Below are 12,926 nucleotides of genomic sequence, written 5' to 3' on the forward strand. Positions count from 1 at the left end.
CAATATCCCCGACGGAAAACCTAGGCGGCGACCTTGTCGCGCGCTTCTTCGCGGATACGCTTGACCATCGAGCGCAGGCCGTTGGCGCGTTGCGACGAAAGGTGTTCGACCAGTCCGATCTTGCCGAACACCTCTATGGCATCGAGATCGGCGATATCGGACGCGCGCTTGCCGGAATAGGTGGCGAGCACGATGGCCACCAGCCCCCGGACGATATGGGCGTCGGACTCACCCTCGAACGTCATCACCGGGTCCTTGGCGCCATCTTCGGTGTGGCTGACGAGCCAGACCTGGCTGGCGCAGCCCTGCACCTTGTTGGCAGCGGTCCGCTGTTCTTCCGGCAGGTCCGGCAGCGCCTTGCCAAGCTCGATCACATAGCGGTAGCGATCCTCCCAGTCCTCGAGGAAGGTGAAATCGTCCATGATTTTGTCAAGGCTGGTCATCGCATATGTCCACTGTCTCTGAGACTGGCATATAGGCGAAAGCATCCGGGATTTGAACCCGCGCTGAAAAAAGAACGCCGTGCGGAGCAAGTCCACACGGCGCAGCAATATGCTGGGAGTTTAACAGGGCAGGCACGGCACGTCAGGGTAAAGGAGAGGCGGCACCGGATACTTGCCCGGCGTCGCGGAATTCATGTCGGCTCAGAGGACCGGGCGGCGCATAGGCACCGGAACGTGGATGATGGTGCCGGTGAAGACGCTGTCACTGGCGTCGCTGCCGGGTTTCGGCGGCATCGGCTGCATGTCGGGCTCTGCCTGCGGCGCGGCGACGGCGACCTGCTGGCGGGATGCATCGGGTGCGCCGGCATTGCTGGCAGTCTTGTCGGCCGGCTTGCCGGAAAGCTGATGGTCGATCATCTCATAGGCGACCAGTGCGCCTTCACGGGCTCTGTAGCCGAGCGCCGTGAAGGTCTCGCCGCCCTTGACGCAAATCTCGGGCTTCTCGCTGCATAGCGACGTTACGTATTGAAAGGCGCCCGTTGCTGCCGTAACGGCGTCGGACATCTGGACCTGCGGGTTGTTCTGGGTGCGATTGGTGCTTTGCGAGGAGAAAACCGGCAGAAGTACCAGTACCAGCGAGAACCAGAAGGCTGTCTTGATCAGAAACCACATCGTGTTGCCCATCCTGTTTTTCGTTCGGTCTTGGAGCCGAATCGATCCGGTCTTCCCGGTTGAAACAAACCTAGTCCGCAGATGCTGACATCGCTTTTCAAAACTAGAAGGCATTTGAGGCCAATTTAGTTCAAATGCGAGCTATCGGCATTTTATGCACATTTAAGTCAAATTGTCGTGGCCGCCGTTAAGCATGTTGCAGGCCATCTCCAGAGAATGCCGGGGGTTGCGCTCCCGTCGCCTGCCACAAACCTTAACGAAAACACGAAAAAGCAGTGAAATCCATCGCTTACCCCCTGTTAACTACAAAAACCGATGCATCCTTTCAATGCGTCAAAACGGGATTTTCCGGCTTTTCAGCGGTGGATTGGGCCTTTTGGCTTATCCTTTCCTTAAGCGCGCAACGCCTATTATCGGGACAGAAATAGACGCCTTTTGTGCGGATTTTGGTGTGCGCGTATTGAGTAAAATGGCTGAAAAGGCGATCGCCCTTGTGGACAGGGCCGGCGGAAGCTGGCTCTCCCGGACGTCGGGCGACGGGCAGGTGCGCGGCGAGGAACTTGCGATCCTGCGGCGCGTTGCGCTGCTGTCGTCGATGGCGCTGGTTGTCGTGCCGTGCGGCCTGTCTTTCCTCACCACGCCAGCCGTCGCCTTGCCGGTCGGTGTCGCCACCGTTTGCGCAGCCTTCCTGTTCTCCGCCGTCGGCAGTATCGCCCTGTCGCGCCAGAGGCCGTTGCCAATCGAAGCACCCGTCATCATCCAGCGCCAGGAGCTGATGCTCGAGGCCGCCGCCGGTCTTGTGTTGCTGCTCGACGCACAGGGTGTCGTCACCACTGTCGGCGGGCGCGACCGTGCCGGGTTCCTCGGCTGGATGCGTCCGGCCCTTGGCCGCGGCTTCTTCGAGCAGGTCCACGTTTCCGATCGCATCGTTTTCCTGCAGGCTCTCGATGCCATCCGCCAGGGATCCGATGCCGTTGCCATCCGTCTCCGGCTCGACCGCCCGGCCGGCGCCATCGACGGCGACCAGTTCGCCCATATCAGCATGGACATGACAGCCCGTCGCGATGCCGATGGCCTGTTGACGGACATCGTCGCCCAGGCCCGCGACATCGGCCGCGAACAGCAGCAGCGCGACGCCGAGATCCGCAAGGCGGCAGAGGCGGAATCGGCCAATGACGCCAAGTCCCGCTTTCTTGCCGCCGTCAGCCACGAGCTGCGTACGCCGCTGAACGCCATCCTCGGCTTTTCCGACATGCTGGCCGGCGAATATGTCGGTCGGCTTGAAAACGACCGTCAGCGCGAATATGTCGGCTTGATCCGCGATTCCGGCGCCCACCTGCTCTCCGTCGTCAATGCCATGCTCGACATGAGCAAGATCGAGTCCGGCCGCTACGAGCTCATCGTCGAGCCGTTCGCGATTGCCTCGGCCATCAAGTCCTGCGAGGCGATGCTGTCGCTGCAGGCAAAGACCAAGGGCCTGAAACTGGCAAGCCGTATCCAGCGCGATCTCGGCGAGGTCGTCGCCGACCAGCGGGCCATCCAGCAGGTGCTGATCAACCTCGTCGGCAATGCCATCAAGTTCACCGATGCCGGCGGTGCTGTCACTGTCGATGCGACGCGGGCCGGCGACATGCTGAAGATCTGCGTCAGCGATACCGGCATCGGCATCGCGCCTGAGCGGCTCGCCTCGCTCGGCCAGCCTTTCGTGCAGATCGACAGCGAACATTCCCGTCGTTACGAGGGCACGGGCCTCGGCCTGTCGCTGGTCAAGGGACTGGTGGCGCTGCATGGCGGCAGCTTCGGCATCGCCAGCACGCCCGGTCATGGAACTGTGATTACCGTGCTGGTACCGCTTGACGGCACGCTGGTACAGACGGCAGAAGATCAGCAGCCGGTGGAATTCCCGCCGCGTCTCCGTTCCGTGGAGCATTTGGAAACACAGAGCAAGGAAGCAGTCTATGGCCACGCGAAAGCGAAAATCGCCTAAGGGAAAGGGCAAACGGCAGCAGTCCGGGCTCGCGTCCCGCAGTGCGATGGCCGTTGGCAGCCTTGGTCTGCGCGGTGCCGGCCTCGTCGGTGGCGCAACCCTGCGCGGAGCCGGCCATCTCGGCGGCGTCATCGGCCGCTATCCCGCGACCGCTGGCGGTACCATGGCCTTCGCCGTGATCTTCAGCTTTATCGCCACCAATGCGCTCTGGTACCAGCCTGGCAACCACCCGTCTCCGTTCTTCCGCACGCGTGACGCGTCATCGCCCTATCAGCTTGCCGGACGCAAGCCCTCCAGCGCCCGTCACGACCCCGCCGACACCACAACCTTCCGCATCGAACGCCCGGACGACACGGCGACATCCGCGCCGCCGGCACCAGCCGCGGCGGCACCTGTCGCAACGGCGCAGGCTCCCGTCGCCGAGCCGGGCAACGTGGTCTCGCAGGTGCAGGCCGAACTGGTTCGCCGTGGCCTCTACAACGGCGCGGCCGACGGCATCATCGGCCCGCGCACGACGGCTGCCATCCTTTCGTTCGAGCAATCCGCCGGGCTGAAACAGACGGGCGAGGCGAGCGAGCAATTGCTGGCCGCGCTGAAGGCGGATACCAAGCCCGGCGTCGCCGTCCCAGCCGAGAAGCCGCCGGCCGACATCTCCTCGAATGCCGCTGCCGCCGATCCGGTTGCCGCCGCCATCATGAGCTCGGAAAAGGACGTCAAGACCGCATCGGTCAGGACCGCCTCCGTGACGCCGGCCAAAAAGCCGGTGCCAGATGCGGTGGCCAACGCGACGATGGTGATGCAGATCCAGAAGGGCCTGAGCAACATCGCCTACAGCAATGTCAGCATCGACGGCGTTGCCGGCGAGAGCACCCGCACCGCCATCCTCCACTTCCAGAAACATTACCGCCTGCCGGAAACCGGCGAACCCGACGGCGTCGTCTTGAAAAAACTCCGCGAGATCGGCGCCCTGTGATCGGGTTGCGGTGGCAATGTCGCTGCCGCTGTGTGGATCAGGCTTGCCGAACACCATGGCCTAACCCAATGCATGTCTTTTGGAGGATATGAAGTGGCTGTCGAATTCCGCCTGCTCCAAGCAAACGATCCCGCCGAAGCAGGTCTGGTCGCGCTCATGGAGGAAATGCAGGCGCACTACAAACTCTTCTGCCCCCCGACGCCGGACATTCTACAGCAATTGCGCACCCGGCCGGCAGGCTCCGAAATTCTGGTTGCCGAAGACGACGGCAAGGTCGTCGGCCTCTGCGCTTTCAGTTCGACCTATCCCGGAGCCGGCCTCAAGCCCGGCATATTCCTGAAGGAACTCTACGTCACTGCCGCCTGTCGGGAGCAGGGGGTAGGACGCTCGCTGGTGCGGACGCTGGCGGTGCTCGCAGGCGAGAGGGGCCTCGTCCGCATAGACTGGACGGCAGACGCCGCCAACGAACGGCTACTCGCCTTTTACGACGAAACAGGCGGCACGCGCAAAATGGACAGGATTTACTACCGCCTGGATGGTGAAGCACTCGCGGCGCTCGGCAACGAGCCCGCTTCGTGACCGTGCTATGCCATCCGCCTGTTCCGCATGGAAGAAATACCGGCCCTAAGCATTCAGGGTGACGGCGAAGTTCTGAACCTGGCGAATGCCCGAGAAGCCCCTGACTTTCGGAAACTCACCGGCGGCTTTGACGCCGGGAAAGCGCTCGGCGAGCACGGTGAGGGCTTCCTCCAGCTCCGCCCTTGCCAGTGCTTCTCCGAGACAACGATGCGCCCCTCCGCCGAAAACCGGATGCCACTTCAGCTGCTCGCGCGTAATGTCGAAGCGCTCCGGCTCTGGATATAGCTTTTCATCCCTGAGGGCGGACATGGTGACCAGAGAACACGCTTTGTGGGCCGGAAGAACGTGCCCGTCGAGTTCGATATCCATCGTGGTGACGCGGGGCACCGATCCGATTGCCGGTTCATAGCGAAGGCATTCCAGGACCGCGTTCGGCACCAGATCGCGATTCTCGACGACGGAGTTCCACTGATCCGGATGCTGGAGGAGCAGGGAGAGCTGAATGACCATCGCGGAGCGGGTCGTGTCGCTGCCGCCGACAATCAGGGTCATGATCTGGGTGATGGCTTCCTCGGCCGTCAGCGATCCCTCTTCTTCGACGTTGGACATAAACTCGCTGACGAAATCATCCGCCTTTTCAAGGCTGCGCCTGGTCACGATCTCCCCGACATAGCGCCGAAGATCGGCCGCCGCCTGCTGCAATTCGGGCACGTCCTTCGCAAGCCAGGAGCCGCCCAGCAGCGGGCTGAACCGGTAGACGATCTCCGAAAATTTGCCCACATCGGCTCGCGGCAAGCCGAGAATCGACGCAATCACCCTAGCCGGAACAACGGTCGCGAAGTCGTCGAGCATGTCCATGCCGCCATCAGGCGTCACCGCATCCGCAATCTCGGAAATTGTCTGCCTGATGTGCGGACGCAGCGCGGCGATCATCCTGAATGCGAATGTCTTTGCCATCGGCGACCGCCGCCGCGTGTGAGCGTCGCCATTCGAGGTCAGCATGCCGTTTGTCATGAAATCCCAGATCGGCCCATCCTTGACGCCTCGCAGAGTGATCAACTCTGTTTCGACCTGGCGCGTCTTGGCATCGCTGTAGAGGTTGAGGACATCATCGGCGCGCAGGACCAGATACACGCCGGCTTCAGACCGGATGAACGGCAGTTCGCCTCGAAAGTGGCGATAAACCTCGTGGGGATTGCTGGCGAGGGTCTCCATCGAAAGCGTCGGGACGTCGCTGGCATCGGATCCACTGGATAATTTGAAACTGGTCATCGAATTCCTGTCATGGTCACTTCTGGCAGTGCGCATTCGGGCAACGCCTGCGTAAGGCGCGCCAAACGGTTGCAAGCCGGAACGGATGTGCAATGGCCGGATCAGGTCTGGTCCCGCAATTCAGCGGGCGGTGAAAAAGCTGATCCCGTCGTCGATCTTGCAGGTGAAACTGCGGGGCGTCCCGACCTGCGTGTATGCGGGAAGGCTGAACACCGTCATCGTGAATTCGGCATTTTTATCCGGATGGACCCTGTATCGCAAAAGCTGGACGATGGGCTTTCCCTCGAGATCGAGCGTCATGTGCTCGTCTGCAAAAGCCAGCGTTCCGTCGTCCATGATCCGGAAGGCTTCGATTTTCAGTCCGCCGCGTGTCTTGCTTGGCTTTTCATCTCCGTTGCCGGAGGTGCAACGACCGAGGTCGAGAGATACAGCGACCGATCTGCCTTTCACCAATGCATTTTCGACGGACTGGAGAGACATGGAGTGGCCGCTCGATGGAGCAGCACTTGCTGCCAGTGGCTGGCAGGCCAGAAGCAGTACGGCAAGGAAACGTTTCATAATCAGACCTTTAACTAGCAATAGCGAAGGTAGGCGGTGCGTTGTCGATAAGAATGCACGCGTCCTTCATAACAGGTGCTGCGAAACCGAATATCGTCGCACCAGGGTCAAATTTAGCACTGCGATATAACAAATCGATGATCGTGCACCGGTTGTATGTTAGGGCTTTCTGAAGAAGCATCTCGCACCGGCATGGCAGTTATTCCCGTTGGCAGCCCCGCAAGACAAAGCCGGCCGCCCGTGATGGGCGGCCGGAAACGGGGAGGGCATGGGGCTTGTGCACGATGCCAGACGAATGCCTTGTTGCTTACCTCAGCCGTCCCACGGCCTTCGGCGCTTCGGTTTCCGCGTGGATATTGGCGGCGGCTGGATTTCCGATCATTGCCACGTCGATAAGGCAGGCTTCCAGCAGCGGGCCTTCCTTGACGCCAGCCCGTGCACAGGTGTTCTGCGCGTTCTTCGCCGTTTTCGGGTCCAGATCCCGGGCAGAGAAGGGCGCCTTCGGAATATCGGCCATAGTCCGTTCGCCGCAGACATTCAGCATCGATTCGCCCGATTTCAGACGCCAGCTATTGGCGTAGGAACTGTAGAGTTCCTTGAACGAGAACGGATTTTTCAGAACTTCTCCCTCCCGCGTGGCGAGCAGGTTGGGGTCTTCCTTGACGTTGGCAAGCAGGCCGTGGGCCTCCACCGGCCACTGGCCGAGACCGACCTTGACGTTGATGTAGTCGGTGCCATTGCCCGGATTGATGCCGGCCTGCAGCCAGTCGCCGGTGGCACCGCGAATAAGGTAGGTGTCGCCGCTCCGGGTAACCTGCGTTCCATCGGCCAGCGAAACCGGCGTCTTTTCGCTGACATTGACGGTCTTTCCGTCGATGAACACGGCCTGCGGCTTGGTGCAGACGGCAATCTGCGTCTTTCCGAACCGCGCGGCGACGGCCGAGCTGACAGCGGCATTTGGCCAGTTCGGAGCACCCGATACCTGCCTGTTCTGCACGTCGAAACCGGACCCCGTCTGCAGCAGCAGGAAATCGCCGGAAGCCTGGAAATCGTAGAGGAGGCCGCTGAGCGTCGTCAGGTGGGTATCGCCGACTGCAGTCGAGGCGGCACAATTCGACGGACTGCCGCCGGCTGTGCTTTCGTTGAAGGCGATTGCCGGTCCCGGTCCGGAGCTTGCCGGCGCATTCGGCCCGAAACTCAGGTTGTTGGTCTCGGCGGTGAACCCTTGCGCGACGCAGTTCGGGGGCGCAGTGCCGCCATAGGTGATCCGCGTCCTCGTCTGCAGCGATGCTCCTGCATTGAAGGTCGCCTGGCTGCCGACGCCGACAGCGCTGCCGCCATCACCGAGCACATTGAATTCGGCAATCGTCCAGCCGCCGGATGCATTGACGGCGTTGTCGCCGACGCGCAAAAATGCCGTTCCACTGATGGTCATGATCACGCTGTCGCCGCCTGGCCCCGCCGTACCCGTGAGAGTCACTTGTCCAAGATTGGTCACCGGCACCGCAGGGGTGGCAACAGCGCCGCTGGAGTTGTTGAGGATGACGCAATAGATTTCCGCGCCGGCGGCAAACTGGGTCCAGCCGGCCGGGCATGTCGTGTTGTAGCTGATCAGCCAGTATTGAATGAAGGCACGGTGCGAAACATTGTTGTTTTCAAAAACGAACTGCTCCCATCCGCGGCAGTTCGGGTTCGGAGACGGCGCACAGATGCTGGTCTTGAAAAAATCTGTGTTGATCTGCAGCGTGTAGGTGTTGGGGATCATCGGGCCGACGGCGCCGATCTGGCCGCTTTCGCTGGTGACATTGGTCAACGTATCGAACGATCCCGAGGCGCTGGTGATAAATCCGACGGGTGCCTGTGCCGCGATGTCGTTGCCGTTGCCCACCGTCTGCGGCACGATGCCGGAGCGTGGTGGCATCGGCTGTTTGGGCGCCGCCACGCACTGAACTTCCTGCCAACTGGTTGAAGGATACTTGGTTGTAAAGCAGCCCTTCTTCGGCTGGGGGACAGTGGCGATGGTGGCACGCCATTCTTCCTGGCGGCGAAATTGCCTTGCTGAAAGCATCGGTATCGGCCTGGCGGCGGCTGCGGCGCTGATGGGCCGCCTGATTTCGGCTGCATCGCCCAACGGCGCCAGCGCCGTTAGCCCCACCACCATCGTCAAGGCAAGTCCAAGCCCCTGCAGGCTTCTGTAGACAACAGACATCGTCATATGCACGTCTCCTTTTCAAAGAAGGTTGCAATTTTGAAGGTAAATCTGAAATGAATGCTACTATAAGTACACACTGCGCCCATTGCTCGCGTCTTGCAAGGCATATGTTTCGCGCAGTTTTCTAAGGGAGAATCGCAAGGAATGGATCGCGGCCGGCCACGCTGCCTTCACGCCGGTGGAAGCGTACCCGTCCGTCGCTCTTGTTCGTCGATGCACCACCAGATACACCGGTCCCATGAGGCTGCGCAGCGACATCTTTGTATCCGCCCTGATCCGCCGGCTGTTTGGCCGGGGGGATTTTGCCGCGGTCGAGCGCAAGGGGGCGGAAGCTTCGGGGGCGATCTTCATACGCCAGCGGTTTCGCGACGGGCTGGAAACACTGTTCGGCCCGGCGCCGCAAAGCCTGTTCGACGAGGATGGTTCAAACGGCAGGATGTTCGAAGTCCGCCTCGAGCGTCAGGATGCCGAGATGGTGCGCCAGATGCTCGAGCGCGAACAGAAATTCGATGCCGATCTCTGGATACTCGAACTCGAGACCGACGACATCGCCGACATCGTGCCTCTCGCAGACCAGCGGCAAAATCCGCTCTGACACTTGGGGCCTTAGCGCGCTCCGCCGCGCGCCCGGGCCGGTAAGACGTCGTTTTCCGCCTCGGGCCGGCGCGCCTTGAATTGGCTGGCGGGCCTTGCCTGGTCAGGGGTGACGTAGGTGTAGCGGTCGGCGCGGCGCCAGGTTTCGACGCGCGCCTGGCTGTCCGCCGGGTCGACCGAGTCCATGATCCGCCAGGCGCGACTGATGCTGCCCGTACCGTCGCTCAGATGCGGATAGAAGCGCTCCAGCACGAAGACCCCGTCGGCGAAATTCATGCCGAGGCTGGTCAGCGTGACGGCGAGCTGCTGGCCGGAGAGATCGAGCAGGATGCGCTCGGCAAGCCAGCGGCTGGACGACAGCGCGTCGGCCAGCGCCGTTGCAAAATTCTGCGCCTCGCGCTCGCGGGCAAAGCGCACCAGCAGCGCTTCCTGGATATCCGTCAGGCTGCGCAAGCCGAGGCGATCGGTATCGTCGTGAGAGAGGTGGCGGGCAATCTGCCGCAATTGCTGGCGCAGCGCTTCCTCGCGGGCCAGTCTTTCGGCAATCACGCTGTCGGGTGCCTCGAGCAGGGGGATACGCTCGGTCTGTGGCGTTTCCAGCACCTTCGTCTTGCCGCGACCGGTGTCGGCATGGCGAAGGCCGACCAGCGCATCGACGACCGCAGGCGAGAGATTGTCGCGCTTGACGATGGCTTTCGCGTGTTCCGTTCCTTGCGTGCGGGCAATGGTGATCAGCGTATCGTCGTCGATTGTGCCTGCGGCGGCGATGAACGGAGCGGCAATCGCGATCGGCTGGCAGCCGATGAACAGCGCCACGGCTGGCGGCACATGCGGGCATTGCGACAAGGCTGCAACCGCCTGTCGCTTGGCTTCGTCGCTGGAGGCGAGAAACAACGGCATGAACAATTCGGCAAACTGCCGCAGTTCGGATTTTCCGGGATGGGGCCGTTCCTCGAAGCTGGTAACCGTCGCCATCAGGACCACATCCTTCTTGCGCTCGCCAAGCGGTCCTTCCAGGTCTCGAAACCGATCACGCACGCTACCACCCACACACAGAACAAAGAGGGGAGCCGGAGATCAGCACGCGGGGCAGCCGGGCAAACGCGCTCCGGCGAAAACGTCGCGCGGAAAACGATAGGACCCGGCGGACGCTCGCGTCCGGATCTGGCTATGCCGTGACGGTACCGCGATCAGGGTTAATAGGCAGTGAAAACTTTCATGAAAATGCGACGGAGGTGTCACGAAAAGACACGCTCGTTAAAAGCTGGAGAGTGATTGTAACAACTAGTTTGCGACAAGCATGCCGTTATTGGCATGCAACACATCACGCATACGAAACGCCTTGGCGCGCGCTGTGGCTGCGCAGGGCGACCAGCAGCCTGTCGCGTGTATCGTAGCCCGATTGAAAAAGGTCGAGCGCCGCCGCCGCCGCAAACTGCGCCTCGGTGCTCTTCAGGTCGATGCGTCTTTCCGCATACCAGCAGTCGAGCGCGCCGCGAAGGACGTCAACATCGTCGGTTGTAAAGGCTGAGTTGAGCAAAAGCGTCATTGCACATCTCTCAAGCTGTGGGACGAAAACCCCGGATGTCATGAATTGCCGGTGTTTGCGTGGCCGGCCAGTGCGGAGACCATACGCCAAACGCCCGAAGTCGCAAATAATATTTGCATGACGTTTTCGTGTCACACCCGCGGGAAGGATGCGTCCACGGCAATCGGGCAAAAGCGCTAACAATATGAATTTATTCTATTTTAGGATTCCACGTCTCAACCATTGGTGGTTCCGTGTGCCGATCTGATGCTTCCATGCCGACCTGTTGGCACGGCGGCGGACCAAAACACGTTGTGGCGCATCCCGTGCCGTTAAGGTCCTGTTAACGATCCCCTGTCTCAATCCGCATAAGCACACCGCGACCCGGCGTCTGTTCGAATCGCTACCGCCGAAAACCGCCCCCTCGGGCGCCCCGGCAAACCGTCAGACACGTACCGCACTGCTATTGGAAAGGCGCGAATGCCCTCCGGACATGCTCTTGCCAGCAAGACTTTTCCCGAGGGAGCGCCGGTCCGCCAAAAAGGCGGACAGGGTGAAATCGATCGCAAGTTCATCCGTCTCAAGACTGCAATGGAGACGAGACATGGCTGATATCATAAGACTGGAAGACCGACGCAACCACAAGCCGCCACCGCCGCCCCATGATGGCACGGCGGCCCGCATCCTGCTGTTTACCGGCGTGCGCTACGAGCGGCTCGATCCGCCCAAGCGCCGTACGGGGCCTGGCGCCAAGAGGCCGAAAACGAAGACGAGAAAACAGGGCTGACAGGCCTTGTCCGGCTTCAGCCGATGTAGCTTGCGTCCGATCTAGCTTGCGTCGAAGGCGTCGCATCGCGCCTTGGCGAGAAAATCACTGGCACCCTCTTTGAAACTCGGCTGCGGCGCCATGGTCCGCAACACCACGTAGCCCTGACCCTCTGTCATCTCCACGAGAATGGATTGCGAAAGCTCTGCGGGCAACGCCTTGCGGATCGCGGCAAGCTGCACCGGTGCTGCCACGAGCACGTCGAGCGCACCGCCGACCGAGGTCCGGTCGCTCATGCTGAAGACTTCGTTCGAAGCGCTGTCGTAGATCCCCAGAGACCAGAACGGCACATGGCCGCCCGCCGTCAGGTGCACCGGCATGTCGGCAAGGTCGAAGGCGCAGACGGCCGTCTGCATGTAGGGATCGCCGTTCGAGAGACCGCCGGCGCTCGCAGTCGGGTCCAGCACATGAAAGGCATCTTCCTCGCCGAGCGCCTCGACCCGCTGGAAGGCATCGCGATTACTGTAGGCGGGTAGCGCCAGGATGATCACCAGATGCAGCAGGGCCGCACCGAGCACGCCGACGACGATTGCAAACAGCACCTTAAGCATGGTCGCAGCCGATCTTCTCGACCTTCGGCATCGAGAGGTCGATCAGCCCCGCGCTGCCGGCCGCCGGCGTGTCCAGCAGCGTCAGCACCAGCTTGAAATTGCCAGCCGGCGGCAGCGCCAGCCAGTTGCCGGCGGCTGCATCCCTCGAGACGACGATCGAAAAGCTGGAATCGCTGTCGCGCAGCACGTTCCACGAGTTGATTGCGGCCGGGCGTCCGGGTTGGGCTGCCAGCGGCTTGCCGTCCGGGGCGACGGAGAACATCGTCCAGAGCCGCGCCGGCGGCGTCTGGCCGCTGATCCGGTAGCGGCATCCGGCCGACAGCCGGTCATGCCCATCGTCGTCGCCAGCGGTGAATTCGAGCCCCTCAGCGGTGCCGTAGAGCAGCCGTCCGTCACGAGCACGGTGGGATTTGGCATAGGGGTCGGCGTCAGCGGTATGCAGCGCCGGAAAGGCCTGCCAGGCGCCAAGCCGGATCGCGCCGAAACCGGCGCTGGCATCGAGCGCATACAGCGTGAAAAGGATGCCGCCGCCAAACGCAATGGCCAGCGACAGCGCGACCAGAAGAGGAACCCGAAACACAGCGGCGTCCTTGTGAGAACTCAAGCGTCAAGCTTATTCCTGATTCTGCCGGGAGGGGGAAGGGCGGGATGGTCCGTGCGCCGACCGCGCCCCTGCCAAAGCTTCGGCGAATGTGGCACATTGCCGGAAATTCGTTTTTGCAAAGGACACG

The 12,926-nt window shown here is 61.8% G+C and carries 14 protein-coding genes; 5 read left to right on the forward strand and 9 right to left on the reverse strand.

Annotated elements, in window-relative coordinates:
- Positions 1–20 precede the first annotated feature (20 nt).
- Positions 21–443, reverse strand: coding sequence for a SufE family protein (locus PR017_RS03410; protein ID WP_111220305.1), 423 nt, complete (start codon positions 441–443; stop codon positions 21–23).
- A 201-nt stretch (positions 444–644) separates the two neighbouring features.
- A complete protein-coding gene (locus PR017_RS03415; protein WP_111220768.1) occupies positions 645–1,115 on the reverse strand; it encodes a DUF5330 domain-containing protein in 471 nt (156 codons plus the stop codon).
- A 469-nt stretch (positions 1,116–1,584) separates the two neighbouring features.
- Between PR017_RS03415 and PR017_RS03420 the strand changes: the two genes are divergently transcribed.
- From PR017_RS03420 to PR017_RS03430, 3 genes are all read left to right on the forward strand, one after another.
- Positions 1,585–3,102, forward strand: coding sequence for a sensor histidine kinase (locus PR017_RS03420; RefSeq protein WP_206423182.1), 1,518 nt, complete (start codon positions 1,585–1,587; stop codon positions 3,100–3,102).
- On the forward strand, positions 3,074–4,075 hold the full coding sequence (locus PR017_RS03425) for a peptidoglycan-binding domain-containing protein (protein WP_111220307.1): 1,002 nt from the start codon (positions 3,074–3,076) through the stop codon (positions 4,073–4,075). The genes PR017_RS03420 and PR017_RS03425 overlap by 29 nt, the downstream gene beginning before the upstream one ends.
- Positions 4,076–4,231: 156 nt before the next feature.
- Positions 4,232–4,654, forward strand: coding sequence for a GNAT family N-acetyltransferase (locus tag PR017_RS03430; RefSeq protein ID WP_111220769.1), 423 nt, complete (start codon positions 4,232–4,234; stop codon positions 4,652–4,654).
- A 45-nt stretch (positions 4,655–4,699) separates the two neighbouring features.
- Here PR017_RS03430 and PR017_RS03435 read toward each other — a convergent pair whose 3' ends face one another.
- From PR017_RS03435 to PR017_RS03445, 3 genes are all read right to left on the reverse strand, one after another.
- The gene (locus PR017_RS03435) at positions 4,700–5,926 is read right to left on the reverse strand and encodes a cytochrome P450 (protein WP_161959328.1); all 1,227 of its coding nucleotides are present in this window, start codon (positions 5,924–5,926) and stop codon (positions 4,700–4,702) included.
- A 120-nt stretch (positions 5,927–6,046) separates the two neighbouring features.
- Positions 6,047–6,484, reverse strand: a complete 438-nt coding sequence (locus PR017_RS03440; protein ID WP_111220309.1) for a VirK family protein — start codon at positions 6,482–6,484, stop codon at positions 6,047–6,049.
- Positions 6,485–6,791: 307 nt separating this feature from the next.
- Positions 6,792–8,699 (reverse strand): hypothetical protein, encoded by a 1,908-nt coding sequence (locus tag PR017_RS03445; protein ID WP_111220310.1) that lies wholly within the window; start codon positions 8,697–8,699, stop codon positions 6,792–6,794.
- Between the two features lie 235 nt (positions 8,700–8,934).
- Here PR017_RS03445 and PR017_RS03450 point away from each other — a divergent pair, with 235 nt between their 5' ends.
- On the forward strand, positions 8,935–9,291 hold the full coding sequence (locus PR017_RS03450) for a DUF1491 family protein (RefSeq protein ID WP_111220770.1): 357 nt from the start codon (positions 8,935–8,937) through the stop codon (positions 9,289–9,291).
- An 11-nt stretch (positions 9,292–9,302) separates the two neighbouring features.
- Here the strand turns inward: PR017_RS03450 and PR017_RS03455 are convergent, their stop codons facing one another.
- Together PR017_RS03455 and PR017_RS03460 are read right to left on the reverse strand one after the other, a co-directional pair.
- Positions 9,303–10,328 carry a DUF2336 domain-containing protein gene (locus PR017_RS03455; protein ID WP_111220771.1) on the reverse strand — a complete coding sequence of 342 codons (1,026 nt, stop codon included), beginning with the start codon at positions 10,326–10,328 and terminating at the stop codon, positions 9,303–9,305.
- Between the two features lie 286 nt (positions 10,329–10,614).
- The gene (locus PR017_RS03460; RefSeq protein WP_111220311.1) at positions 10,615–10,839 is read right to left on the reverse strand and encodes a hypothetical protein; all 225 of its coding nucleotides are present in this window, start codon (positions 10,837–10,839) and stop codon (positions 10,615–10,617) included.
- A gap of 583 nt (positions 10,840–11,422) precedes the next feature.
- Between PR017_RS03460 and PR017_RS03465 the strand changes: the two genes are divergently transcribed.
- On the forward strand, positions 11,423–11,605 hold the full coding sequence (locus tag PR017_RS03465; protein WP_111220312.1) for a hypothetical protein: 183 nt from the start codon (positions 11,423–11,425) through the stop codon (positions 11,603–11,605).
- A gap of 41 nt (positions 11,606–11,646) precedes the next feature.
- On the opposite strand, the gene PR017_RS03470 is transcribed toward PR017_RS03465, so the two are convergent.
- A complete protein-coding gene (locus PR017_RS03470; RefSeq protein WP_111220313.1) occupies positions 11,647–12,195 on the reverse strand; it encodes a DUF1254 domain-containing protein in 549 nt (182 codons plus the stop codon).
- The gene (locus PR017_RS03475) at positions 12,188–12,775 is read right to left on the reverse strand and encodes a DUF1214 domain-containing protein (RefSeq protein ID WP_111220772.1); all 588 of its coding nucleotides are present in this window, start codon (positions 12,773–12,775) and stop codon (positions 12,188–12,190) included. The genes PR017_RS03470 and PR017_RS03475 overlap by 8 nt, the downstream gene beginning before the upstream one ends.
- Positions 12,776–12,926 lie beyond the last annotated feature (151 nt).

The sequence above is a fragment of the Rhizobium tumorigenes genome (assembly GCF_003240565.2).
GTDB classification, from domain to species: Bacteria; Pseudomonadota; Alphaproteobacteria; order Rhizobiales; family Rhizobiaceae; genus Rhizobium; species Rhizobium tumorigenes.

Bases quoted from the DNA above. Each gene is read 5' to 3' on its own strand.
- PR017_RS03425 (WP_111220307.1), top strand. From the start codon at position 3,074: ATGGCCACGCGAAAGCGAAAATCGCCTAAGGGAAAGGGCAAACGGCAG.
- PR017_RS03430 (WP_111220769.1), top strand. From the start codon at position 4,232: ATGGAGGAAATGCAGGCGCACTACAAACTCTTCTGCCCCCCGACGCCG.
- PR017_RS03420 (WP_206423182.1), top strand. From the start codon at position 1,585: ATGGCTGAAAAGGCGATCGCCCTTGTGGACAGGGCCGGCGGAAGCTGG.
- PR017_RS03435 (WP_161959328.1), bottom strand. From the start codon at position 5,926: ATGACCAGTTTCAAATTATCCAGTGGATCCGATGCCAGCGACGTCCCG.
- PR017_RS03440 (WP_111220309.1), bottom strand. From the start codon at position 6,484: ATGAAACGTTTCCTTGCCGTACTGCTTCTGGCCTGCCAGCCACTGGCA.
- PR017_RS03465 (WP_111220312.1), top strand. From the start codon at position 11,423: ATGGCTGATATCATAAGACTGGAAGACCGACGCAACCACAAGCCGCCA.
- PR017_RS03460 (WP_111220311.1), bottom strand. From the start codon at position 10,839: ATGACGCTTTTGCTCAACTCAGCCTTTACAACCGACGATGTTGACGTC.
- PR017_RS03450 (WP_111220770.1), top strand. From the start codon at position 8,935: ATGAGGCTGCGCAGCGACATCTTTGTATCCGCCCTGATCCGCCGGCTG.
- PR017_RS03470 (WP_111220313.1), bottom strand. From the start codon at position 12,195: ATGCTTAAGGTGCTGTTTGCAATCGTCGTCGGCGTGCTCGGTGCGGCC.
- PR017_RS03415 (WP_111220768.1), bottom strand. From the start codon at position 1,115: ATGTGGTTTCTGATCAAGACAGCCTTCTGGTTCTCGCTGGTACTGGTA.
- PR017_RS03410 (WP_111220305.1), bottom strand. From the start codon at position 443: ATGACCAGCCTTGACAAAATCATGGACGATTTCACCTTCCTCGAGGAC.
- PR017_RS03445 (WP_111220310.1), bottom strand. From the start codon at position 8,699: ATGACGATGTCTGTTGTCTACAGAAGCCTGCAGGGGCTTGGACTTGCC.